The 23,407-nt window shown below is 30.6% G+C and carries 23 protein-coding genes; 20 read left to right on the top strand and 3 right to left on the bottom strand.

What is annotated here, in order from left to right; all coding sequences use genetic code 11:
* Positions 1-557: 557 nt before the first annotated feature.
* Positions 558-1,835, bottom strand: a complete 1,278-nt coding sequence (locus C820_RS00655) for an amidohydrolase (RefSeq protein WP_004036266.1) — start codon at positions 1,833-1,835, stop codon at positions 558-560.
* A gap of 562 nt (positions 1,836-2,397) precedes the next feature.
* Between C820_RS00655 and spo0A the strand changes: the two genes are divergently transcribed.
* A complete protein-coding gene (gene spo0A, locus C820_RS00650) occupies positions 2,398-3,189 on the top strand; it encodes a sporulation transcription factor Spo0A (RefSeq protein ID WP_004036268.1) in 792 nt (263 codons plus the stop codon).
* 76 nt (positions 3,190-3,265) lie between these two features.
* Here spo0A and C820_RS00645 read toward each other — a convergent pair whose 3' ends face one another.
* Positions 3,266-5,032 carry an Rqc2 family fibronectin-binding protein gene (locus tag C820_RS00645; RefSeq protein WP_004036270.1) on the bottom strand — a complete coding sequence of 589 codons (1,767 nt, stop codon included), beginning with the start codon at positions 5,030-5,032 and terminating at the stop codon, positions 3,266-3,268.
* A 284-nt stretch (positions 5,033-5,316) separates the two neighbouring features.
* Here C820_RS00645 and C820_RS00640 point away from each other — a divergent pair, with 284 nt between their 5' ends.
* The 17 genes from C820_RS00640 to C820_RS00560 all read left to right on the top strand — a co-directional run bounded on the left by C820_RS00640 (position 5,317) and on the right by C820_RS00560 (position 20,821).
* A complete protein-coding gene (locus C820_RS00640) occupies positions 5,317-6,195 on the top strand; it encodes a YicC/YloC family endoribonuclease (protein WP_004036272.1) in 879 nt (292 codons plus the stop codon).
* Positions 6,196-6,206: 11 nt separating this feature from the next.
* Positions 6,207-6,494, top strand: coding sequence for a DUF370 domain-containing protein (locus C820_RS00635; RefSeq protein WP_004036274.1), 288 nt, complete (start codon positions 6,207-6,209; stop codon positions 6,492-6,494).
* The gene (gmk, locus tag C820_RS00630; RefSeq protein WP_004036276.1) at positions 6,491-7,090 is read left to right on the top strand and encodes a guanylate kinase; all 600 of its coding nucleotides are present in this window, start codon (positions 6,491-6,493) and stop codon (positions 7,088-7,090) included. The genes C820_RS00635 and gmk overlap by 4 nt, the downstream gene beginning before the upstream one ends.
* A 15-nt stretch (positions 7,091-7,105) precedes the next feature.
* The gene (gene rpoZ / locus C820_RS00625) at positions 7,106-7,378 is read left to right on the top strand and encodes a DNA-directed RNA polymerase subunit omega (RefSeq protein ID WP_004036278.1); all 273 of its coding nucleotides are present in this window, start codon (positions 7,106-7,108) and stop codon (positions 7,376-7,378) included.
* Between the two features lie 161 nt (positions 7,379-7,539).
* Positions 7,540-9,987, top strand: a complete 2,448-nt coding sequence (priA, locus tag C820_RS00620; protein ID WP_004036280.1) for a primosomal protein N' — start codon at positions 7,540-7,542, stop codon at positions 9,985-9,987.
* A gap of 28 nt (positions 9,988-10,015) precedes the next feature.
* The gene (locus tag C820_RS00615) at positions 10,016-10,375 is read left to right on the top strand and encodes a hypothetical protein (RefSeq protein WP_004036281.1); all 360 of its coding nucleotides are present in this window, start codon (positions 10,016-10,018) and stop codon (positions 10,373-10,375) included.
* Between the two features lie 24 nt (positions 10,376-10,399).
* Positions 10,400-10,870 carry a peptide deformylase gene (gene def / locus C820_RS00610; RefSeq protein WP_004036283.1) on the top strand — a complete coding sequence of 157 codons (471 nt, stop codon included), beginning with the start codon at positions 10,400-10,402 and terminating at the stop codon, positions 10,868-10,870.
* Positions 10,867-11,790 carry a methionyl-tRNA formyltransferase gene (fmt, locus tag C820_RS00605; protein ID WP_004036284.1) on the top strand — a complete coding sequence of 308 codons (924 nt, stop codon included), beginning with the start codon at positions 10,867-10,869 and terminating at the stop codon, positions 11,788-11,790. The genes def and fmt overlap by 4 nt, the downstream gene beginning before the upstream one ends.
* Before the next feature lie 69 nt (positions 11,791-11,859).
* The gene (locus tag C820_RS00600) at positions 11,860-12,570 is read left to right on the top strand and encodes a zinc metallopeptidase (RefSeq protein WP_004036286.1); all 711 of its coding nucleotides are present in this window, start codon (positions 11,860-11,862) and stop codon (positions 12,568-12,570) included.
* A 189-nt stretch (positions 12,571-12,759) separates the two neighbouring features.
* Positions 12,760-14,115 (top strand): 16S rRNA (cytosine(967)-C(5))-methyltransferase RsmB, encoded by a 1,356-nt coding sequence (gene rsmB / locus C820_RS00595; RefSeq protein WP_004036288.1) that lies wholly within the window; start codon positions 12,760-12,762, stop codon positions 14,113-14,115.
* Positions 14,116-14,120: 5 nt separating this feature from the next.
* On the top strand, positions 14,121-15,164 hold the full coding sequence (gene rlmN / locus C820_RS00590; protein WP_004036290.1) for a dual-specificity RNA methyltransferase RlmN: 1,044 nt from the start codon (positions 14,121-14,123) through the stop codon (positions 15,162-15,164).
* Between the two features lie 50 nt (positions 15,165-15,214).
* Positions 15,215-15,922: a Stp1/IreP family PP2C-type Ser/Thr phosphatase gene (locus tag C820_RS00585; RefSeq protein WP_004036293.1), complete on the top strand. Its 708-nt coding sequence runs from the start codon at positions 15,215-15,217 to the stop codon at positions 15,920-15,922.
* A 14-nt stretch (positions 15,923-15,936) separates the two neighbouring features.
* Positions 15,937-18,177 carry a Stk1 family PASTA domain-containing Ser/Thr kinase gene (gene pknB / locus C820_RS00580; protein ID WP_004036295.1) on the top strand — a complete coding sequence of 747 codons (2,241 nt, stop codon included), beginning with the start codon at positions 15,937-15,939 and terminating at the stop codon, positions 18,175-18,177.
* 169 nt (positions 18,178-18,346) lie between these two features.
* A complete protein-coding gene (gene rsgA / locus C820_RS00575) occupies positions 18,347-19,225 on the top strand; it encodes a ribosome small subunit-dependent GTPase A (protein WP_004036297.1) in 879 nt (292 codons plus the stop codon).
* A 1-nt stretch (position 19,226) separates the two neighbouring features.
* Positions 19,227-19,895: a ribulose-phosphate 3-epimerase gene (gene rpe, locus C820_RS00570; RefSeq protein WP_004036298.1), complete on the top strand. Its 669-nt coding sequence runs from the start codon at positions 19,227-19,229 to the stop codon at positions 19,893-19,895.
* The gene (locus tag C820_RS00565) at positions 19,892-20,530 is read left to right on the top strand and encodes a thiamine diphosphokinase (protein WP_004036299.1); all 639 of its coding nucleotides are present in this window, start codon (positions 19,892-19,894) and stop codon (positions 20,528-20,530) included. The genes rpe and C820_RS00565 overlap by 4 nt, the downstream gene beginning before the upstream one ends.
* A gap of 126 nt (positions 20,531-20,656) precedes the next feature.
* Positions 20,657-20,821, top strand: a complete 165-nt coding sequence (locus C820_RS00560; RefSeq protein ID WP_004036300.1) for a hypothetical protein — start codon at positions 20,657-20,659, stop codon at positions 20,819-20,821.
* Between the two features lie 49 nt (positions 20,822-20,870).
* Here the strand turns inward: C820_RS00560 and rpmB are convergent, their stop codons facing one another.
* Positions 20,871-21,071, bottom strand: coding sequence for a 50S ribosomal protein L28 (gene rpmB / locus C820_RS00555; RefSeq protein WP_004036301.1), 201 nt, complete (start codon positions 21,069-21,071; stop codon positions 20,871-20,873).
* A gap of 260 nt (positions 21,072-21,331) precedes the next feature.
* Here rpmB and C820_RS00550 point away from each other — a divergent pair, with 260 nt between their 5' ends.
* Positions 21,332-21,688, top strand: coding sequence for an Asp23/Gls24 family envelope stress response protein (locus C820_RS00550; RefSeq protein WP_004036302.1), 357 nt, complete (start codon positions 21,332-21,334; stop codon positions 21,686-21,688).
* Positions 21,689-21,706: 18 nt separating this feature from the next.
* A complete protein-coding gene (locus C820_RS00545) occupies positions 21,707-23,365 on the top strand; it encodes a DAK2 domain-containing protein (RefSeq protein ID WP_004036304.1) in 1,659 nt (552 codons plus the stop codon).
* Positions 23,366-23,407 lie beyond the last annotated feature (42 nt).

Below are 23,407 nucleotides of genomic sequence, written 5' to 3'. Positions count from 1 at the left end.
GATAAGTGATAAATATTACTCTATGAAAATTATATAACACTGACAGAAATTTTGCAATTATTACTTTCGTAAAGAAACAAACAATATAAAATAAAAAAATAATAACAACATGATATGATTTCTGATGTTGTGTCAAAATATATTTTTATATTTTATGTTATTAAAAAAGAAAAGTGTTGGAAAAACTTTTCAGCGTGTCGATAAAGTCGACACGCTAAGTCGAAAACAGGTTTTCGACTTGTTTAAATAGAAGTATAAACAGCTTGTTCCATAGGCTTAAAAGCCTTGAAACTCGCTGTTTTCCTCAGGCGGACAAAGCTCGCCTTGCGGATTAGAATGGGGAGTTGCACTCCCCATACTACTTGCTTTTTACGGCAAAATGAGGTTTTTTGACAGACTGAAAACTTTTTTACTTTATGAAAAGTTTTTCCAAACCTCTTTTAAAATACAATTAGAAATATAAAAATGGCACTTTAAATAATATAAACTTTAAAAAAGTTTGTGTAAATTTTATAAATAGTCTGAAAAAGAACGATGCTATATATTAATATTAGTGGCTAGTAAAGTTTTTTACCAATACGACTAACTTCATGCATTACTTTTTCGATGTCAATGGTATGAAATTGACCATTTTCATAAAGTATTTTACCATTTACCATAGTCATTTTAATATCAGAGGGTAGTGTAGCATAAACAAGAGAAGATATAACATCAATGCAAGGTAAAAGATTAATAGAGTGATAATCAATAGCAATAATATCTGCTTGATTACCTAGTTTTAAAGCACCTGTTTGAGTACGATTTTGTGATAAAGCACCATTATAAGATGCCATTTTAAGCACTGTTTCTGCTGAGAAAAGAGCAGGATTGTTGTGAATACCCTTTTGAAGTAGTGCTGTTAATTTCATGTCTTCTAAAAAATTCAAATTATCATTGCTTGCAACGCCATCTGTACCAATAGAAATATTAATGCCTTTTTCTAATAATGATGACATATCAGCTAAACCACTTCCTAATTTTAAATTACTAATAGGACAATGAGAAACAAATACTTTTTTATCAGCTAAAATTTGTCTGTCTTCTGGAGTTAACCAAACACAGTGAGCAGCAGTAACATGATTGTCAAAAAGACCTAAATCATTAAAATAAGCAACAGGAGTTTTACCATGACGTGCAATACATTCATCAGTTTCTTTTTTTGTTTCAGAGAGGTGTATATGCATATTAGCACCAATTTCTTTAGCATATTCAGAAGCTGCTTTTGCTATAGTAGGATTAGAAGTATATTCTGCATGAAGACCTATATCTACTTTTAGTTGTCCACTATTTGCATTATGATAAGCTTGAAATAAATCTTTACTTTCTTGTACCATAGGTGCTTTTTCAAAAGGACTGTCGTCAAGACATAATATACCCATAGAAAGATTGGCATTAATACCTGTTTCTAAAACAGCATTTGCACGAGCTTCTCCAAAAAAATACATATCTGAAAAAGAAGTAACACCACTACGTAACATTTCAGCAATGCCTAATAATGTACCAGAAAAAGCCCAGTCTTTATTCAATTTATCTTCTAAGGGAAAAATTTTTTCAGAGAGCCAACGGTCGAGAGGTAAATCTGCACCAATACTGCGAAGTAATGTCATAGGCACATGACAATGAGTATTAACAAAACCAGGTAAGAGTAATTTATTTGTATAATCATAAATAGTACCTGTATGTCTGGTGGGTTTTTTTGTGCCAATATAAGTGATTTTGTCATCTGTTACTTGCAAATATGCATTTTCTAGTATTTCCCCACTAGGACGTAAAATACTGCAATTTGAGAAAAGCATAAAAAAGTATCCTCCTTTGTAATAGTTTAAAATGTAATTTGTTATAAATAATATTATACGAGTAATAGCAATAAAGTCAAGAAAGAGTAATAAAACATAGTTTATAAAGAAATGATATGTGCAGTATTTATTAGACTTGCTATAATGTACTAATATGAATAATAAATAATTGAAGCGAAAAAATTTGTTTATTTCAAGGTTTTGTAAGTATTTAATATAGTAAAAAGAGATATGGTTTAATTAGTAATAGTAATTTTTAAATAATAATATTATGGGTAAAATGATAAATGTTTTTTGTATTAATTAAAGATATAAAAATTATTTTACAATTAAAAAAATATCACAATTTGAAATGAAATACATAAAAATGTACTTTTCGAGAAGAAAAACGAACTTTTCGTGCAATTTTGTAGAAAAAACTTGTAACGAGTTGTATAATAATATCATGCATAAAAAAATGAGAAAGGGAATACTTTCTTAACTACAATTTTATGAAAGTACTCATTTTGTTGCATTTTTTACTGAAGAAGTTAAAAATACGATAAAAGGAGGAAACGATGTTATGCTGAATACTTTGAAAAAAACAATACTTTTAGCAGACAGAGATGTAAATTACATGAGAAGTATAAAACAATATTTAGAAGAAGATGAAAAAGTAGAAGTAGTGGATATGGTCGACAATGGGGAAAAAGCTTTAGAGAGGGCAGAAGAAAAAAGACCAGATATGATATTAATGGACGTTCTTTTAGGGGAAAAAGACGGTCTATGGGTATTAGAGGAGTTAAGCAAAAAAAGGATTAACAGTAATTGTATTATTTTATCTGTTATTGGTACAGATGATGTAGTAAGACAAGCTATAGATTTAGGTGCTATGTATTATATGGTAAAGCCTGTAGAGTCTAATATATTGCTCAAAAGAGTTACACAAATTTTAAATACGCAGAAAAGAGCACAAAATACTAATTTATTACAGCAAGAATATTTACAAAAAAAGATAAATTTAAATTTTGAAGAACAAAAAAGAAATGAATTGGAAACTGTCATATCAAAATTACTAAATAAAATGGGAATTACAGCAAGTATAAAAGGCTATCATTTTATTAGAAAAGGTGTTATGATGGTAATAGAAAATGAAGATGCTATTCTTTCTATGACAAAAGGGTTGTATCCAGATATTGCAAAAGAATATAATACAACAGCAGGGAAGGTAGAAAGAGCAATGCGTCATGCTATAGAAACAGCATGGAAAAGAACAGGAAAAGAAATTTATAGTGAACTAGCAGGATATTCTCCTATAGAAAAACCAACAAATAGCCAATTCATTGCAATTATGTCAGAATATTTAAGAGTATAAAAATGAATGAAATTTCATTATTTATAATAAACCCAAGCAATAGCTTGGGTTTGTTTGCATTATCAGTAAAATAGAATTATTTGTTTTCTAAATTTTTTACCATAGTTTCATCTGGTGTAATATATATTGTTTTGTATTTTTCGTATATAACCATACCTGGTTTTGCACCATTAGGCTTTTTTACAAATTTTTTAAAAGTATAATCCACAGGTACTTGAGAGCTGTTTTGACTTTTACTGAAATATGCAGAAATATTAGCTGCTTCTAAAAGTGTTTGATTTGGTATGTCTGTACCATTTGTTTTGATAATAACATGAGAACCGGGAATTTCTTTTGTGTGAAGCCATATGTCATTACTTTGTGCAAAACGTAATGTTAGTTCATCATTTTGTATATTACTTTTTCCTACATAAATATCAAAACCATCAGAAGAAATATAATGTAATGGTTTTGCTTTTTTTGGTTTTTGTGATTTATTTTTTTTAGCTGTTTTTCGTTTCATATAGCCTTGTTCAGCTAATTCTGTACGAATTTCATCTAAATCAGCCTCTTCTTTGGCAGTTTCTAGAGAATTTAGTACACTTTCTAAATAAATCATTTCCTCATCATTTTGTTTTTTTTGTATTTCTAATGCAGCTAGCGTTCTTTTTGCTTTATTATATTTGCTAAAATATTTTTGAGCATTTTCTGCTGGTGTTTTGGTAGGGTCAATGGCAATATCAATTTCTTTTAATTCTGTATCATAGAAGTTAACAGTACGAAATGTAGTAACACCTTTAGGAATAGAATGTATATTAGCAGTTAATAGTTCACCTTTTACTTTCCATGTATCTTTTGCTGCTACTTCTCTTTCCGTCCTTTTTTGTATTTCTTTCTTTTTAGCACAACGTTCTATATTTGTATTTAATATGCGTCGCATATCATGAGATTTCTGACGTACATGGTAGATATTGTCTTTTTCAGCATAAAATTGTTCTAAAAGTGCTGAAATTGTTTGATATTTTTGTTTTGAAAATGATTGAAATTGCTTCATGTCTATCACACTAAAATCTAACAATTTTTGTTTTTCTAATTCGTAATAAATATAAGGAGAAAATGTCTGATTTTTAATTTGCTCCAATATATCATAAAAAACAGTAAAAAGTGCTTGTTTGTTTTGTTGAGTAAGCTGCTCACAAAAACAATAAGGGTCTACACCTGCCCTAAAACAAATTTCACTAGCAAATATAGGGCTAATTCCTGTATAACTTTTGTAAAGTATTTCTTGTACTTTTGCACCAGATTGTTTTTCTAGCTGTTTTAAAATGTGTTCTTTTGTCATAAAAAGAGGATTTTGTTTGTCCTGTGAGGGAGGCATACAATATTGTTTTCCAGGAAGTACTTCTCTGACAGAACTTTTTTCATAAGAAACTCTTTTGATAGCATCAAGTATTTTGTTATTTTCATCTGTAACAATAAAGTTACTATATTTTCCCATAATTTCTAGTATAAGTTTTTTGGCTGTAATATCTCCTAATTCGTTCATAGACTCTACTTCTAAAATAATAATTCTTTCAAAATCAGGCTGATATATTTTAGTGATTTTTCCTCCTGCAATATATTTTCTCATTACCATACAGAATATAGGGGGAGAAATAGGATTTTCTTTTTGTATTTGTGTCATATGAATACGAGGGTGATTAGAATTAGCAGAAACAAGAACTTTAAAATTTTCTCCTATGCTTCTTACTGTAAAAAGAATTTCGTCTGATAAAGGCTGATAAATTTTGTCAATTCTGCCACCAATTAATTTTTGATTTAATTCAGATACAATGCCTGCAACAGTAATGCCGTCAAGTGCCATAATATCTCTCCTTTCTTATATATAGAAGATATATTTCAAAAAATATATCATTTGTGTTTTAATAGTTTAAAAATTAGTATAACATAAAAAACAATAATTTGCAGTTTAAAATTAGGGAATTTATTTTGATTTTACTTGATAAAAAGTGCTATAGTATTATATAATAGGAAAGATTACAAAAAGGCACTCTGTATAAAAGCAGACAATAAAATAAATTGACCTATTTTTGACCATACAAAAAGAGTCTGTTTTTGTAGGTGTTTTGAAGGAAAGAGGTATGAAGTATGGTAAGAAGCATGACAGGTTATGGTAGAGGGGAACATATGGCAGAGAATTGCCATTTTGTAGTAGAAATTAAATCTGTAAATCATAGATATAATGACATATCTATAAAACTGCCACGTTTTATGAATGGCATGGAAGATGCAATTCGCAAAAAAATTATGAAAGAAATTGCAAGAGGAAAGACAGATGTATATATTACATTTGAAACGTTTTCTGCCGATAATGTTGTTGTAAAAATAAATGAGCCTTTGGCGATGGCATATATAGAAAAATTACATCAATTAGAACAAAAATTTGATTTATCTTCTCAAAATAAATTAGATTTAGTAGCACGTTTTACAGATGTTATTACAGTAGAAAAAACAGAAGGACAAGAAGATGTTTTATGGGAAATACTTCTGCCTGCACTGGAGCAAGCCATTTCAAAATTTATAGAAATGAGAGAAAAAGAAGGGACAGCACTTGTAAATGATATTTTGAATAAAAGAGAACAAATACAAAAAATGTTAGAAATAATAAAACTGAGATGTCCTTTTATAGTAAATGAATATAAGGAAAAACTCCAAAACAGAATAAAAGAACTTTTGTCTACAGTAGAAATAGACGAACAACGTATTGCTATAGAAACAGCATTATTTGCTGACCGTAGCTGTATAGATGAAGAAGTAACAAGATTAGAAAGTCATATTGTGCAACTAAATGAAATATTACAAAAAGGAGGACAAATTGGCAGAAAATTAGATTTTTTGGTGCAAGAAATGAACAGAGAAGTTAATACAATTGCTTCAAAAGCGAATGATATTGAAATTACAAATGTTACAATAGAAATGAAAAGTGAAATTGAGAAAATACGAGAACAAATACAGAATATAGAATAATGGAGAAAAATATGGATTGTATACAATTTTTAAATATAGGGTATGGCAATATGGTTTGTGCAAATCATATTATTGCTATATTAAGTCCAGACTCCGCACCAATTAAAAGAATTGTGCAGGAAACCAAAGACAAAGGAATACTTGTTGATGCTACTTATGGTAGAAAAACAAGAAGCGTTATTATAATGGATACAGGACAAGTTGTACTTTCACCTAATGTACCAGTAACAATAGGGGGAAGGTTAGACTCGGTAAAACAGATAGAGAAGGCTGCCGAAGGGAGAATGCAAGAAGAATGAAAAAGGAAGGAATGTTAGTAATTATTTCTGGACCTTCTGGCTCAGGAAAGGGAACTGTTGTAAAAGAATTAGTACAAAAAGAAGATTTTGCTTTGTCTATTTCAGCAACTACTCGTACTCCAAGAACTGGAGAAATAGATGGTGTACATTATTATTTTTATAGCAAAGAAACATTTGAAGAAATGAAAAATCAAAATGAATTGTTAGAATGGGCAGAATTTTGTGGTAATTATTATGGTACACCTAGAAAATATGTGGAGCAGCAAATGTCACAAGGCAAAAATGTCATATTGGAAATAGAAGTGCAAGGTGCTTTACAAATAAAAAAACTATATTCTGATTGTATATTAGTGTTTTTGGTACCACCTAATATAAAAGAACTCCAAAAGAGATTAACACAAAGAGGTACAGAAGATAAACAAACAATAGACCGACGTATGAATAGAGCGGTAGAAGAAATGGAATTTGTACCACAGTATGATTATATTGTAATAAATGATACAATAACAGAAACAGCAGAAGCAATTTGTGCTATTGTGAAAGCAGAAGGTATGAAAAGCAGTAGAAATATAAATATAAAAGAACAATTTATTTAAAGGAGAGATTGCGTTATGTTAAGACCATCTTATTCTGATTTATTAGAAGTATTAAATAAAGATGCTGATACAGAAAATGTAATAGGTAGTAGATACACTATAGTAATTGCAGCAGCAAAAAGAGCAAGACAATTAGTAGACCATGCAGAACCTATGACAACAAGAACACAAGTGGACCGTTCTGTTTCTATTGCGGTAAATGAGTTGTGGGAAGGAAAAATTAAAATTATACAAAATGACTCTTCAAGAAAAGAGGAAGATATTTGGCAGGAAGACACAGAAGAATAAAAAAGTATATTATAAAAAATATACGAAGTGTAAAAATTGTTTTTTGACAGTATGGGGGAAACTGATAGGAATTGGTTTCCCTTTATTTGATAAAATATAACAATTTATTTTTACAGAATATATATTGTGAAAAATTGTAGAATAGAAAGAGGGCAAATATTATGTATGCAAAAGTCATATTAAGTCTAAAAAATAAAGAAGTAGATAAAGTATTTGATTATTTTGTACCACAACAATATTGTCCTCTTTGTGTAGGTGTTCGTGTGATTGTCCCTTTTGGTAAAGGAAATAAAAGTACAGAAGGCTATGTTGTAGATATAGCAGAACAGACAGAAGTACCATCACAAAAATTAAAATCCATTATAAAAGTGTTGGATAAAGGAAACCCAATTTTTACAAAAGAAAGTATACTTCTTGCAAAATGGATGCAAAAGAAATATTTTTGTACATTAAGTCAGTGCCTTCAAACAATGATGCCTGCAGGAATTAAAACAAAATTTCAGTGGCAGATTGTTTTAAAAAAGGAAGTAGAAGAAGATGTTTTCATTTCTTCTATTGAAAAAACTTTAATAAATTTTTTAAAACAAAAGCAAGGAATTGCTTCTATAGAAGAAGTAGAAGAAGAACTTGGAAAAAATACACAAAATGCGATACAATGTTTAAAAGAAAAAGAAGTAATTGTTTTAAGACAAAAAATAAATCAAAAAAGCTATGAAAAACAAGTTATATTGTATACATTGAGTGACAATGACATCGCTATAAAAGAAACATGGGAAAAAGTACAAAATAAAGCAAATATGTTAGCACAAAAAAGAATAATGGAATATTTGGCAGATGGTAAAGAGGTAACAGCAAAACAATTAAAACAAGAGCTGTTTTTGACAGACTCCCCTATTAAAACATTGCTAAAAAAAGATGTTTTAAAACAAATAAAAAGGGTAGAAAAAAGACAAGTAACAAAAAATAATATATTACCTACAGAGGCATTTATACCAACACAAGAACAAAAACAAGCACTTACTATTTTAACCGATATGTTAGAACAGAAACAAAAAAAACCTGTGTTACTACATGGCATTACAGGCAGCGGAAAAACAGAAATTTATATGCAAATGATTGAAAAAGTACTTCAAAAAGGACAGCAGGCGATTGTATTAGTACCTGAAATTTCATTAACGCCTCTTATGGTAGAAAGATTTTTATCTCGTTTTGGTGAAAAAGTTTCTGTAACTCATAGTAGATTGAACTATGGTGAAAGATATGACCAATGGAAAAAAGCAAGAGAAAAAGAAATTTCTATTATTATTGGACCACGTTCTGCACTTTTTATGCCTTTTGACAATTTAGGAATGATTATAATAGATGAAGAACATGAAAGTAGTTATCGTTCTGATACCACACCAAAATATGATGCAAGAGAAGTAGCAATGCAAATGAGCCATATGACAGGGTGTTTACTTTTGATGGGGAGTGCTACACCAGATTTAGTCACATATCATAAAGCAATTACAGGAGAATATATACTTTTAACACTAAAAAACAGAACAAAAGGAAGTCATTTACCTCATGTTACTGTAACAGATATGCGTCAGGAATTGGAAGAAGGAAATCGTTCTGTGTTTGGTAGACAGCTTTTGGAAGCAATGAAACAAAATATACAAAATAAAAAACAAACAATACTTTTTTTAAATAGGAGAGGATATGCGACATTTGTGTCTTGTAGACAGTGTGGACACGTTATGAAATGTGAACAATGTGATATTGCATATACATATCACTATTCGGAACAAGAACTTGTGTGTCATTACTGTGGTGAAAGAGTACAAAATCCTTCTATTTGTCCTGTATGTGGTTCAAAATATATTAAATATTTTGGAACAGGAACACAAAAAATAGAACAAGAAATTAAAAAAATATTTCCTGAAACAACTGTGTTGCGTATGGACTTGGATACAACCACATCTAAAAATAGTCATCAAAAAATATTAGAACAGTTTGGAAAAGGAAAAGCAGATATATTGATAGGTACACAAATGATTGCAAAAGGACATGATTTTCCTAATGTAACATTGGTAGGTATATTGGCGGCAGATTTGTCATTACATATGGCAAGTTATAGAGCAAGTGAAATTAGTTTTCAGCTTATTACACAAGCAGCAGGGAGAGCAGGACGTGATGAATTGCGTGGAGAGGTGTTTATACAAACATATTCACCAGAACACTATAGTATTGTATTAGCAGCAAGACAAGACTATGAAGCATTTTATGAACAAGAAATACAAATTCGAAAAATGATGAATTACCCTCCTTATTGTCATATATTTACTGTTGTATTTTCTGGAAAAAATGAAAAGGAAGTAATAGAAAGTGCTAGGTATTTAGCAGATATTATGTTATATTATAATCGTAAAAAACAATTTGAAATATTAGGCCCTACCCCTGCAATACTTTCTAAATTTCGTCAAGAGTATCGCTGGAGAATATTAATAAAATGTCAACAAGAGGAACTTCTACGTCAGTTTGTAATATATTGCTGTGAAAAGTGGTATTCTCTTAAAAAATGGGACGTGCTTTTAAATTTAACAATGAACCCAATAAATGTTATATAATGAAAGTAATAGCTTCAAGGAGAAAAATATGGATTATAGAAGTAAAGCAATAAATTGTGTAAAAGATACTGTTTTACCAATGATGTTAAAACAATTTAAGCAATGCGGCTGTAGTTTAGACGAGCAGTATAAAAAATATGGAAATACAGAATATTTTTTTGCAAAAATAATACAACCAGAGCATATTTATGAAATTGGTTATCCTAAATGTTTTTGTCCAGAGGTATTATGTGGAGAAAATAAAGATATTTCTATTTGTGAATGTTCTAGACAAAGCATTATATATGTACTTGAAAATTTAATACCAAATAAAAAAATTACAGTAGAAACCATTGAAACAGTATTAAACGGCTCTGAAAAATGTCGTTTTCGTGTAATAGTAGAATAATAATATTGGAAGGAGAAAAAAATAATGGCTATTAGAGAAATTCGCTTAAAAGGTGATGAAGTATTAAGAAAAAAATGCAAAGAGGTAAAACAAATTACACCAAAAATCACTACATTGTTAGATGATATGGCAGATACTATGTATCAAGCTAATGGTGTTGGACTTGCTGCACCTCAAGTTGGTATATTGAAAAGAGTGGTTGTAATTGATGTAGGGGAGGGACTGATGGAGTTAATCAATCCTGTGATAGTAGAAACAAGAGGGGCAGTAGTAGGAGATGAGGCTTGTTTGAGCTTACCTAGAAAAAGTGCTCATGTAGAACGTCCAGAATATGTTAAAGTAGAAGCATTAAACAGAGAAGGAGAAAAAATTGTAGTAGAAGGTACAGAACTATTAGCAGTAGCACTTTGTCATGAAACAGACCACTTAGATGGTATACTTTATACAGATAAAGCAATACCTGATACAGAAACAGTATGGGAGGACGAAGAATGAGAATTATTTTTATGGGTACACCAGAATTTGCTGTACCTTCATTAGAAATACTTTTACAGCATCATGATGTAGTTGCTGTTGTAACACAACCGGATAAACCGAAAGGTAGAGGGAAAAAAATGGCTTTTTCTGCTGTAAAAGAAAAAGCATTGCAATCAGATATTGAAGTACTTCAACCAGCAAAAGTAAGAGAAAAAGAATTTATAGAGAAATTAAAAACATACAATGCAGAACTGATTGCAGTGACAGCATTTGGTCAGATACTACCAGAAGAAATATTAAATATGCCAAAATATGGTTGTATCAATGTACATGGTTCTTTGCTACCAAAATATAGAGGCGCAGCACCTTTGCAATGGTCTATTATCAATGGCGAAAAAGAAACAGGTGTTACAACGATGTATATGGCAAAAGGAATGGACACAGGAGATATGCTTTTAAAACAAAGTATTGCTGTGTCACAACAAGATACTTATGGTAGTATTCATGACAAATTATCTGTAATAGGAGCCAATATTCTTTTAAAAACAATAGAAGGGTTGGAAAATGGCACATTGCAAAGAATACCTCAAAAAGAACAAGAAGCTACTTATGCTCCTATGATTACAAAAGAAACAGGTCATATAGATTGGTCAAAAAAATGTGATGAAATTATTTGTTTGATACATGGTTTAGACCCAGCACCAACAGCATATACTATTTATAATGGGGAAGTACTGAAAATATGGCAAGCAGAAAAAATAGAACAAACTGCTTCAAAAATAGGAGAAGTAACAGCAGTGACAAAAAAAGGATTTGTTGTAACTGCTGGAGATGGTAGTATTGTTGTGACAGAGGTACAAGCAAAAGGCAAAAAAAGAATGGGAGCAGATGCTTATTTGAGAGGACACAACATAGAAATAGGAACAATTTTAATTTAAAAACAGACAAAATAGAACTATATGTCGTAAATAAAATAAAAAATAGTAATAAAGTAGTTTGGAAATGGAGTGATTATTATTTTTTGGGGATATAACACATCTTATTTAGGGTTATTTTTTATTGTAATGATATTTAGTGTTGTAGCACAAATTGGCGTAAGCAGTACATTTCAAAGGTATTCAAGTGTAGCCAATAGTAAAGGACTGACAGGAGCAGAAGTAGCAAGGCAAATGTTAGAGCATGCAGGTATTAGAGATGTTAGAATTGAAAGTATTGCAGGAAGTTTAACAGACCATTATGACCCTGTTCACAAAGTACTAAGGCTATCCTCTACTGTATATGGCAGTCCATCTGTAGCAGCATTAGGTGTTGCAGCACATGAAACAGGCCATGCTATACAGCACGCAGAAAATTATAGCTTTTTGTGGATAAGAAGTGCCATGGTTCATTTTACAAATATAGGCTCTAAGTGGTCTATTCCTTTGGTTATAATAGGATTAGCTATTAACAGTAGTTGGAGTTACTATTTAATGGTAGCAGGTGTAGTGCTATTTTTATTTGTAGTGTTATTTTCATTGGTAACATTGCCAGTAGAATTTGATGCTTCCAGAAGGGCATTAAATATGTTGGAAGATAGAAACTATTTATATGGCTCAGAATTGAGCGGTGCAAGAAAAGTATTAAAAGCAGCAGCTATGACTTATGTTGCAGCGGCAGCAACAGCGATTGTAAACTTGTTAAGATTGTTGTCATTAATATCTAGTCGTAACAGAGATTAAAAAATGGTAAAATAGAGTAATAAATTGGGAAAGATACTGTAAAGTGTCTTTCCCCTTTCTATTTCAAAAAACAGAAAAATAAAAACAGTTGCGACAATAAAATATATCATGTAAAATATTGTTTTATAAGAGTAATCGTTATAATAATTTTAAAGTTTAATATGGTATGAAAATTTAGGAGAAAAAAGAATGACAATACAAATTAATCCAAGAGAAATAGCAACACAGGCTCTTGTAGAAATTTTAAAAGAAGGAAAGTATAATACTATAGTGCTTAGAAAGCTACTTCGTCAAAATGGAGCAATGCCTCAAAAAGACAGAGCATTTGTTACAGAAATTGTGAATGGTTCTTTACGCAATTTATATTACATTGATTTTGTAATTGATAGTGTTTCTACTGTAAAAATTCAAAAAATAAAACCATATTTGTTAGCTGTGTTAAGAACAGCAGTATATCAAATATATTTTATGAATGTGCCAGAAAATGCAGTATGTGATGAGGCAGTAAAATTAGCAAAGAAAAGAGGTTTAGGTAGTTTAGCAGGTTTTGTAAATGGTGTTTTAAGGAATATTATAAGACAAAAAGAAAGTATTGTTTTGCCAGAAGAAAAGCAATGTCCTGTAGAGTATATTAGTTTAAAATATTCTCACCCTGTATGGCTTTTAAAAATGTGGTTACATCAGTATGACTATGATTTTGTAAAACAACTTTGCAAATATAATAATATTTCACCAGATGTAACAGTTGTTGTAAATACGCTATGTAATACTACAGAGCAGCTAAAAAAAGAATTAGAACAAAAAGGAATTTTAGTAAAACAAGGAAATTATTATAAAAATGTGTTACACTTATCTAAAACAGCGGACATGAGAAAATTAGAAGCATTTTATGAAGGAAAATTTCATGTACAAGATGAAAGTTCTGTTACTGCAGTAGAAGTACTTTCTCCCCAGTCAGGAGAAAAGATATTAGATATTTGTGCTGCTCCTGGAGGAAAAAGCTTTTTGATGGCAGAAAAAATGAATAATAAAGGACAAATTTACTGCTGTGATATTTATGAAAATAAATTAGAATTACTAAAAGAAGGAGCAGAAAGGTTAGGCATTACTATTATTACTACAAAACAGCAAGATGGTAGTGTATTTGAACAAAGCTATAAAGAAGCATTTGATAGGGTTTTAGTAGATGCTCCTTGTTCTGGACTAGGATTGATAAGAAAAAAACCAGATATAAGATTAAAAAAGAATGGAAATGATATTGACAGTATATTGTTGTTGCAAAAAGATATATTAAAACAATCCGCAAAATATGTGAAAAAAAATGGGATACTTGTATATAGCACTTGTACACTATGTAAAAAAGAAAATGAGAAAAATGTGGAATGGTTTTTACAGCAACATAAAAATTTTGAATTAGAAGATATTAGCCCATTTTTATCTTCTAAAATGGAAACAGAAACAGCAAAAAAGGGATATATTTCATTATATCCTCATATACATCATACGGACGGGTTTTTTATTGCTCGCTTTAGGCGAAAGGAGTAACAAATATGCAAAATATGGATATGCTTTCTATAACACTAAAAGAATGGGAAGAAATACTCATACAATGGGAAGAACCTACATTTCGAGCAAAACAAATATTTGATTGGCTGCATAAAAAGCACATAACAGAAATAGAAGATATGACAAATATTTCTAAAAATCTAAGAGAAAAATTAAAAAAATATGGTACTATTTCTGGTGTAAAACAAGTAAAAAAATTAGTTTCACAAATAGATGGCACTATAAAATATTTGTTTGAAATAGAGGGCGGTTTAGTAATAGAAAGTGTTTTAATGAGATATCATTATGGAAATACAGCTTGTATTTCTACACAAGCTGGTTGTCGTATGGGCTGCCGTTTTTGTGCTTCTACAATAAATGGTGTAGAAAGAAATTTGACAGCAGGAGAAATGCTTTCACAAATTTATGAAATACAAAAAGATATAGGAGAACGTATTTCAAGTGTGGTACTTATGGGAAGCGGTGAACCTTTGGATAATTATGATAATGTGTTACGCTTTATTCGTCTAGCAAATGATGAAAAAGGACTTTGTTTAGGACAAAGACATATTACACTTTCTACTTGTGCTTTGGTAGAAAAAATATATAATTTATTGGAGGAAGATTTGCAAATTACATTAGCAGTATCTCTTCATGCACCTAATGATACTATAAGACAAAGTATTATGCCTGTTGCAAAAAAATATAGTATAGAAGAAGTTTTAAAAGTTTGTAAAGAATATAGTGATAAAACAAAAAGACGTATTACATTTGAATATGCTTTGATAAAAGGTGTAAATGATAGTGATAGTTGTGCAGAAGAATTAGCTTTTAAATTACATAATATGCTTTGCCATGTTAATTTGATACCTGTGAATACTGTAAAAGAAAGAGAATATATAAAAAGTAGTGAGCAAAGAGTGCAAAGATTTGCTCAAATAATAGAAAAAAAAGGTGTTGAAGTAACAATTAGAAGAAAATTGGGAAGTGATATTGATGCAGCTTGTGGACAACTTAGAAGAAGTTATCAAAAAGGTAAAAAAACGTAATACCAAATAGAAATAATTTGGTATACCATGATGTTTTAGGAGGTGTTAGTATGAAAGCAGTTGGTAATAGTGTAATTGGTATGAGAAGGACAAATAATGAAGATGCAATATATATCAATGAACAAAAAAATTTATATTTAGTAGCTGATGGTATGGGAGGGTGTAATGCTGGAGAAGTAGCAAGCAGTACGGCAATTACTGCATTTGTAGAAGCAATGGAAAATGCAGTAAATGGAGAAACATTAGATAAAATGATAAATGCAGTAGCACAATGTAACAAAAAAGTATACAAAAAATCCAAAGAAAATATAGAATTTTTGGATATGGGTACAACACTAGTTGCAGTAACAATAGAAAACGAAAAAATGTTTGTTGTTCATGTAGGAGATAGTAGAGTATATTTGTTTAGAGAAAATAATTTACAACAAATAACGACAGATCACTCTTATGTTATGGAATTAGTAAAAATTGGAAGTATCACAAGAGAAGAGGCAGAAGTACACCCCAAAAGAAATATTATTACAAGAGCAATAGGCATTCGTGAAGAAGTAGAAGCAGATACAATAATAGAAGAAATTAAACAGGGAAATAAAATACTTCTCTGTACAGATGGCTTAAGTAATATGGTATCAAAAAAAGAAATAACGAAAATTTTAATAGAACAATGTTCTACAGAAGAAAAAGTAAAAAAATTGGTTGCTTTAGCAAATGAAAAAGGTGGCTTGGATAATATTTCATTAATATTAATTGAAATATAAAGAGGTGAATAACAATGTTACAAATAGGTACTGTATTATCAGATAGATATGAATTACTGGAAAAAATAGGCTCTGGCGGTATGGCAATCGTGTTTCGAGCAAAAGATAGAACACTTCAAAGATATGTTACTGTAAAAATATTGAGAGAAGAATTTATTGGAGATGAAGAGTTCAAAACACGTTTTCGTTCAGAGGCATTAGCAGCTGCAAAACTTTCACATACTAATATTGTACGTGTATATGATGTAGGACAAGAGGGTAATGTTTATTTTATTGTAATGGAATATGTTCATGGAGATACATTAAAACAAGCAATTAGAGAGAAAGCTCCTTTTGATACAAAATCAACTATTAATGTTGCAATACAAATTGCATCGGGAATTGAACAAGCACATAAAAACCATATCATACATAGAGATATTAAACCACAAAATGTATTGGTAGGTACAGATGGTATTGTCAAAGTAACAGACTTTGGTATTGCAAGAGCAGCAAATGGTGCAACTGTGACAACAAGTAATACAGCAATGGGTTCTGTGCACTATTTTTCACCAGAACAAGCGAGAGGCGGTTATGTAGATGAAAAAAGTGATATTTATTCATTAGGCATTACAATGTTTGAAATGGTAACAGGACAACTACCTTTTCAGGCAAATACATCTGTTGCTGTTGCTATGAAACAAATTAATGAAGAATTGCCAGATATTCGTCAGTTTAATCCTAAAGTGTCCACAAGTTTGGAAATGATTATTAGAAAAGCGACAAGAAAAAAAGCAGATGAAAGATATTTGACAATAGATGCAATGATACAAGACTTGATAAAAGCAAGAAATGAGGTAAATGGAAATTTTGTACAGCAATCACCACAAAGGCCATCATCTCCTCCTCCTGAAATACAATATCTTTCTGCTGTAGATAACAATAGAAAACAAGCGGAGGCAGAAGCAAGACGTGCGGAGCAGATAAGACAACAAGAAGAATTAGCTGCTGCAGAGGAAATGATGTCAAGACAAGAAAAACAGCCTATCAAAAATATTAGAATTTCAAAAGATGATGATTTCGAAAAAGAATACGAACAGGTAGAACCAGTTAGAAGAAGTAGACGCCCTAAATTGGATATGCAAAACAGAAGAAATCCTAGACAGGAAGAAGGATATGAACAAAGCTATGACAGAGGAAAAGAAACAAAAGTTGTTGTAGCAGCAGTAGCAACAGCACTTATTATTATTGCGTTAATTAGTGCAATAGGAGTAAAAGCATTTGGAACAAAAGCAGGACTTTTTGGTGATAGTTCTGATAATATAAAAGTAAAATCTTTTGTAGGAATGGAATTAAATGCAGCACAAGAATTAGCAGAAAAAGAAGGCTATCGTGTGGTACAAGAAAAATCAGTTTATAATGAAAAATATGCACAAGGCATTATTGTAGAACAATCTACACCAGAAAACAGTGAAATTAAAAAGGGAATAGAGGTAGGTGTTACAGTCAGCTTAGGTTCAGAAGTAGTAGAAGAAGTAATGCCTGATTTGTTGGGAGATAAAGGCGATGTTGCAATAGAAAAAATAAAAAATCTCATAGGAAAAGAACCGAAAGTATCTTATGAATATGATGAAGATGCTGAAATGGATACTGTTATGGAACAAAATCCTGTTTCTGGTACAAAAATCACAGCAGATACTACAGTTAGAATAGTGGTTTCAAGGGGAGAAGAAACCAAAACAACAATTGTACCAAAAGTAGAAGGATTGACACAATCTAGAGCAGAAAAAGCATTGAAATCTTCTAAATTGAATGTAGGAGATATTACAACAGTAGAAAGTGATACAGTTGAACAAGGTGTTGTTATTACACAAACAAAAGAAACAGGAGAAGAAGTACCAGAAGGAACAGAAGTAGGATTAGTAATTAGTTTGGGTAAAAAAGACACACAACAATCAGAAAAACCAGAAGATACTGAAAATACAGATAATACAACACCACCAGAACAGACACCAGATAATACAGATGATGAAACACAACAGACAGAACAAACACAGCCACCACAAAAAACGAAAACAAAAACATATACTGTTAATCCACCAGCAGCAGGCATTACAAATGCTCACATTAAAATAGTGAAGACAGATGATAATGGTGAAACAGTCGTGTTAGATGAACAAAGGGCATTGCCATTTTCTGTACCAATTTCAGGTTCAGGAGAGGGACAAATCACTTGTTATATAGATGGTGTTCAAATGTGGAGTGACGCATTTTAATAGATTTTTAGTAAATTTTCCGCCTGAGTGGCGGAAAATATTTACTAATGTTGTTTAGCGATATAATTTTTTATTGTATAACAATGTATTGTCAAATGTTGTCTGTTATAAATAAATTGATAGCGTAAATTTAATAATGCCTTATTTGACTGAATAAGAAAGGAGAATTATGTTAAAAGGAACAATTATAAAAGGAATTGGTGGTTTTTACTATGTAGACACAGAAACAGGTGTTTATGAATGTCGTGCAAGAGGAATATTCCGAAAAGAGGGAATTAAACCTACTGTAGGAGATAATGTTGAAATATCTATATTAGATGAAAAAAATAAAGAGGGAAGTTTGGACGTCATTCAGCAAAGAAAAACGTTACTAATTCGTCCTAGAGTAGCAAATGTTGACCAAGCAGTGATTGTATTTGCAGCAAAAAGTCCTAATTTGAATTTAGATTTATTAGACCGATTTTTACTTTTAGTAGAAGAACAAAAGCTTGATATTGTAATTTGTATTAATAAAATTGATAAAGATAAAACAAAACAATATGAAAATATAGCAGAATTGTATCGTGCCGTAGGATATACTGTGCTTTGTGTCAGTGCAGAAAAGGAGATTGGTATAGAAGAATTAAAACAAACGCTTCAAAATAAAATATCTGTATTTGCTGGCCCGTCAGGCGTGGGAAAATCTAGTTTAATCAATATAGCATTTCCTCATGCTAAAATGGAAACAGGTGAAATCAGTAAAAAGATACAAAGAGGACGTCATACTACACGTCATGCAGAATTAATACAAATAGGACAACAAAGTTATATAGTAGACTCACCCGGATTTACTTCATTGTATTTAGAAGGGATTACAACAGAAACACTACAATATTATTTTAAAGAATTTCAAGATTATGTACACAAATGCTATTATACAAGTTGTAGCCATACACATGAACCAGATTGTGCTGTAAAAAAACAGTTAAATAAAGATATTAGTGAAATAAGATACCGCAGATATGTAACAATTTATGAAGAATTAGAGGAAAAAGAAAGGAAAAAATAATATGAAAAATATACTCTCCCCATCATTATTAGCAGCAGATTTTACAAAACTTGGACAACAATTGCAACAAATAGAAAAAGGAGGTGCAGAATATATCCATTTAGATGTTATGGACGGTATATTTGTGCCTAATATATCATTTGGCATTCCTGTGATACAAAGTATAAGAAAAAATTCGAATTTAATATTTGATGTACATTTAATGATTGTAGAACCAGAGCGTTATGTGGAAGCATTTCGTAAAGCAGGAGCAGACATTATTAATTTTCATGTAGAGGCAACAAAAAATGTAGCTTCTACACTTTCCAAAATAAAAAGTTTAGGAGCAAAAACAGGCATTACAATAAAACCTAACACACCTGTATCAGAAATTGTACCTTATTTAGAAGATGTGGATATGGTGCTTATTATGACAGTAGAACCAGGATTTGGTGGACAGAAATTTATGGCAGATAAAATGAAAAAAGTAACAGAGTTGGTAAAAATAAGAGAGCAAAAAAATCTTTCTTTTGATATTGAAATAGATGGCGGTGTAAATAAAGATAATGTAAGAGAGATACTTGATACAGGAGTAAATGTTGTTGTAGCAGGTTCTGCTGTTTTTGGAACGGAAGATGTGGAGAATAGAACAAAAGAATTTTTAAATATATTACAGGAGAAACAAAAATGAAAGTAATATTATTTGCAGGTGCAGAAATAAAGGAATATGACTTTTGTAAAAAATATATAGAAAATACAGATATAATTGTGTGTTGTGATGGTGGTATAGGGCATACAAGAGCATTAGCATTAACACCAGACTATATATTAGGAGATTTTGACTCTTGTAAAAAAGAAGATTTACAATATTATAAAAATTTGAATATTCCTATTAAAACAGTTCCAACACATAAAGATGAAACAGATATGGAATTAGGATTAGATTTTGCTATAGAATTGGGAGCAAATGATATTGTAATATTTGGAGGTATAGGCAGCCGATTTGACCATACATTAGCAAATGCACATTTACTTTTAAGAGTTTTAAAAAAGAGAGTAAGAGCAAGACTTGTTGATGAAAAAAATTGTGTAGAATTGATTGATAGTAGTATTGTGATAGAAGGAGAAAAAGGCGATTTGGTTTCTACTATTCCGCTTTCTATGGAAGTAACAGGAATTACATTAGAAGGATTTGCCTATCCATTAACAAACCATACTTTAACAATAGATGATGACATTGTAGCAGTAAGTAATGTTATGCTACAGAAACAATGTAAAATTTCTATTAAAACAGGATATTTGTTTGTAATACAATCAAAAGACTGATAAAAAATAAAAAAGTTCTGCTAAAAATAAAATGAGCAGAGCTTTTTTTATATTTATTTTGTAATATAAATTTATGAATAGGGAGTATAATATAATAATAAAATAAAAAAAATGAGGTGGCTATGTATGGGCAGACGGTTTGGTGGTGTGCCTCAAAAGCGTCTGTTAGGTTTAGCATTGTTTTCTGGCGGGTGCGGTATGTTAGTTGTGTTAATTATACCTTGGTGGGGATTTATAGTAGCAGTAATATTAGTAGCAACAGGAGGATTTTTATTATTTTCTGATTGTTAAAGAAATATAAAAAAATAATACCCACTATTATTTTAGTGGGTATTATTTATTATATTGCACGTGTTACTTTATTGGAACGTAAACATCTTGTGCAGATGTAAATTGATTTTACTGTTCCGCTATCAATGATTTTTACCTTTTTTACATTAGGTTTCCATTTTCTGTTTGCACGTCTACTAACCTGACTACGGTTAATACTAATTCTGTGGCCTTTCATTTGACCTTTTTCACAAATCTCACATTTAGCCATTATAAAGCACCTCCTTGCTTGCTTATGTGACACAACAAAAGTATTTTATCAGAAAACAATATTTTTTGCAATACAGTATTTTGTTTTTTACTATATTATTTCTGATAAAATAAATGGATAAATGGTTGGTATTGTCAAAAAAATGAAAATATGTTATTGTTAATAAAGTTTTTTTATATTTTCCATTTAAAAAAGTAGTGTTTAATGGTATACTGAAACAAAATCATAATATAAGACTATTTTTGGGAGGTTGAAACATTATGACGGCAAAATTAGAAAACGAATATGGCGTTATTACAATAGATTATGAAGTAATTGCAAGAATTGCAGGTTATGCAGCTTTGGATTGTTATGGCATTGTAGGCATGGCAGCAAAAAATGTAAAAGATGGACTAGTACAGCTTTTAAAATTGGAAAGTTTGACAAAAGGAATTAAAATGACAATTAATGAAAATAAAATCAATTTAGAATTTCATATTATAGTAGAATATGGAACAAATATTTCTGTTATTGCAAATAATATTATTAGCACTGTAAAATATAAAGTAGAAGAATATGCTGGATTGCAGGTAGAGGGTATTAATATTTTTGTAGATGGCGTTCGTGTAGATAACTAATTGAGGAGGAAAAACAAAGTGGCATTAACAAAATTAAATGGTTTGATACTGAAAAAAATGATGATTGCAGGAGCAAACCGTCTAAATGAAAAAAAACATATTGTAGATGCACTCAATGTATTTCCTGTACCAGATGGTGACACAGGTACAAATATGTCATTAACGGCACTGGCAGCAGCAAAAGAGGCAGAAAAAATAAATTCTCTTTCTATAAGCGAAGTAGCAAAAGCTATATCAAATGGTGCATTGCGTGGAGCAAGGGGAAATTCTGGAGTAATTACTTCTCAAATATTGAGAGGCTTTTCAAAAGGCTTACAGGACTTAGAGGAAGCTGATACAAAAGAATTAGCACAAGCACTCCAACAGGCAGTAAAAACGGCATATAAGGCAGTTATGAAGCCAAAAGAGGGTACGATATTGACGGTAGCAAAAGCTTGTGCAGATAGTGCTTCTAAAATAGCAGAAACAACACAGGATATTGATGTATTTTTTCAAAAAATAATAGAAGATGGAAATGCTATGCTTTTGCAAACAACAGAAATGTTGCCTGTATTAAAACAAGCAGGTGTTGTAGATGCAGGTGGAAAAGGCTTACTTTATTTGCTAGAGGGAGCTTTTGAAAGTAGGAATAGTATAGAAGTGCTAAAAATAGCAGAACCTTCACAAAATCAATCAGAAAATTTTGAAGCATTGGCTTCTGTAGAAAATGTTAGTATTACATTTGGATATTGTACAGAATTTTTTATATTAGTAAATAATGTGGAAGAAAAAGTAGTACAAAATTTGAAAACATATCTTGCTACAATAGGGGACTCTATTGTTTGTGTAAGCGATGAGGAATTAATTAAAATACACGTGCATACAGACCACCCTGGACTTGCATTAGAAAAAGCGTTGTTAATAGGACAATTAAGTGGATTAAAAATTGATAATATGAGGCAACAACATACTAATCGCATTGATTTTTCTTCTTCTCAAAAATATAAAACAGAACAAATAGAACAAAAAACATTAGAACAAAAAGAAATTGGATTTGTTGCAGTTTCTCCAGGAGATGGTTTAAATAAAATATTTAAAAATTTAGGTGTAGATGAAGTGATACAAGGGGGACAAACGATGAACCCTAGTACAGAAGATATATTAAATGCTGTAGAAAAAGTAAATGCAAAAACAGTTTTTGTATTACCTAATAATAAAAATATTATATTGGCAGGAGAACAAGCAGCGAAATTAGTGAAGGATAAAACGATTATAGTAATACCTTCTAAAACAGTACCTCAAGGTATTGCAGCAATGTTGAATGTAATGGAACAAGATGTGCAGCAAATGCAGCAAACTATGATAGAAAGTATGGAAACTGTTTCATCGGCAAGTGTCACATATGCAGTAAGAGAAACCGTATTTGATGGAAAACAAATACAAGAAGGAGATATCATAGGTATGCAGGAAGATAGCATTGCTATCATATCAAAAAGTGCTGAAAAAGGTGCAAAAGATTTGCTTGAAAAAGTAGTAACAGAACAATCAGAAATGATTAGTATTTATTATGGAGAAGATGTGACACAAAAAGAAGCAGAAAATGTAAAAAAATATGCAGAAAAGAATTTTCCAAATTGTGATGTAGAATTGCAAAGAGGAGGACAACCATTATATTATTATATTATTTCTGTAGAATAAAATTTGTAGAATAATAAAAGAGCGTTATGAAAGAACGATTAC

The organism is Clostridium sp. MD294 (assembly GCF_000364165.2).
GTDB lineage: Bacteria > Bacillota > Clostridia > Lachnospirales > Anaerotignaceae > Coprocola.
The sequence above is the reverse complement of the archived record's forward strand: the minus strand, read 5'-3'. Positions and strand labels throughout refer to the sequence as shown.

Bases quoted from the DNA above. Each gene is read 5' to 3' on its own strand.
- C820_RS00655 (WP_004036266.1), bottom strand. From the start codon at position 1,835: ATGCTTTTCTCAAATTGCAGTATTTTACGTCCTAGTGGGGAAATACTA.
- spo0A (WP_004036268.1), top strand. From the start codon at position 2,398: ATGCTGAATACTTTGAAAAAAACAATACTTTTAGCAGACAGAGATGTA.
- C820_RS00645 (WP_004036270.1), bottom strand. From the start codon at position 5,032: ATGGCACTTGACGGCATTACTGTTGCAGGCATTGTATCTGAATTAAAT.
- C820_RS00640 (WP_004036272.1), top strand. From the start codon at position 5,317: ATGGTAAGAAGCATGACAGGTTATGGTAGAGGGGAACATATGGCAGAG.
- C820_RS00635 (WP_004036274.1), top strand. From the start codon at position 6,207: ATGGATTGTATACAATTTTTAAATATAGGGTATGGCAATATGGTTTGT.
- gmk (WP_004036276.1), top strand. From the start codon at position 6,491: ATGAAAAAGGAAGGAATGTTAGTAATTATTTCTGGACCTTCTGGCTCA.
- rpoZ (WP_004036278.1), top strand. From the start codon at position 7,106: ATGTTAAGACCATCTTATTCTGATTTATTAGAAGTATTAAATAAAGAT.
- priA (WP_004036280.1), top strand. From the start codon at position 7,540: ATGTATGCAAAAGTCATATTAAGTCTAAAAAATAAAGAAGTAGATAAA.
- C820_RS00615 (WP_004036281.1), top strand. From the start codon at position 10,016: ATGGATTATAGAAGTAAAGCAATAAATTGTGTAAAAGATACTGTTTTA.
- def (WP_004036283.1), top strand. From the start codon at position 10,400: ATGGCTATTAGAGAAATTCGCTTAAAAGGTGATGAAGTATTAAGAAAA.
- fmt (WP_004036284.1), top strand. From the start codon at position 10,867: ATGAGAATTATTTTTATGGGTACACCAGAATTTGCTGTACCTTCATTA.
- rsmB (WP_004036288.1), top strand. From the start codon at position 12,760: ATGACAATACAAATTAATCCAAGAGAAATAGCAACACAGGCTCTTGTA.
- rlmN (WP_004036290.1), top strand. From the start codon at position 14,121: ATGCAAAATATGGATATGCTTTCTATAACACTAAAAGAATGGGAAGAA.
- C820_RS00585 (WP_004036293.1), top strand. From the start codon at position 15,215: ATGAAAGCAGTTGGTAATAGTGTAATTGGTATGAGAAGGACAAATAAT.
- pknB (WP_004036295.1), top strand. From the start codon at position 15,937: ATGTTACAAATAGGTACTGTATTATCAGATAGATATGAATTACTGGAA.
- rsgA (WP_004036297.1), top strand. From the start codon at position 18,347: ATGTTAAAAGGAACAATTATAAAAGGAATTGGTGGTTTTTACTATGTA.
- rpe (WP_004036298.1), top strand. From the start codon at position 19,227: ATGAAAAATATACTCTCCCCATCATTATTAGCAGCAGATTTTACAAAA.
- C820_RS00565 (WP_004036299.1), top strand. From the start codon at position 19,892: ATGAAAGTAATATTATTTGCAGGTGCAGAAATAAAGGAATATGACTTT.
- C820_RS00560 (WP_004036300.1), top strand. From the start codon at position 20,657: ATGGGCAGACGGTTTGGTGGTGTGCCTCAAAAGCGTCTGTTAGGTTTA.
- rpmB (WP_004036301.1), bottom strand. From the start codon at position 21,071: ATGGCTAAATGTGAGATTTGTGAAAAAGGTCAAATGAAAGGCCACAGA.
- C820_RS00550 (WP_004036302.1), top strand. From the start codon at position 21,332: ATGACGGCAAAATTAGAAAACGAATATGGCGTTATTACAATAGATTAT.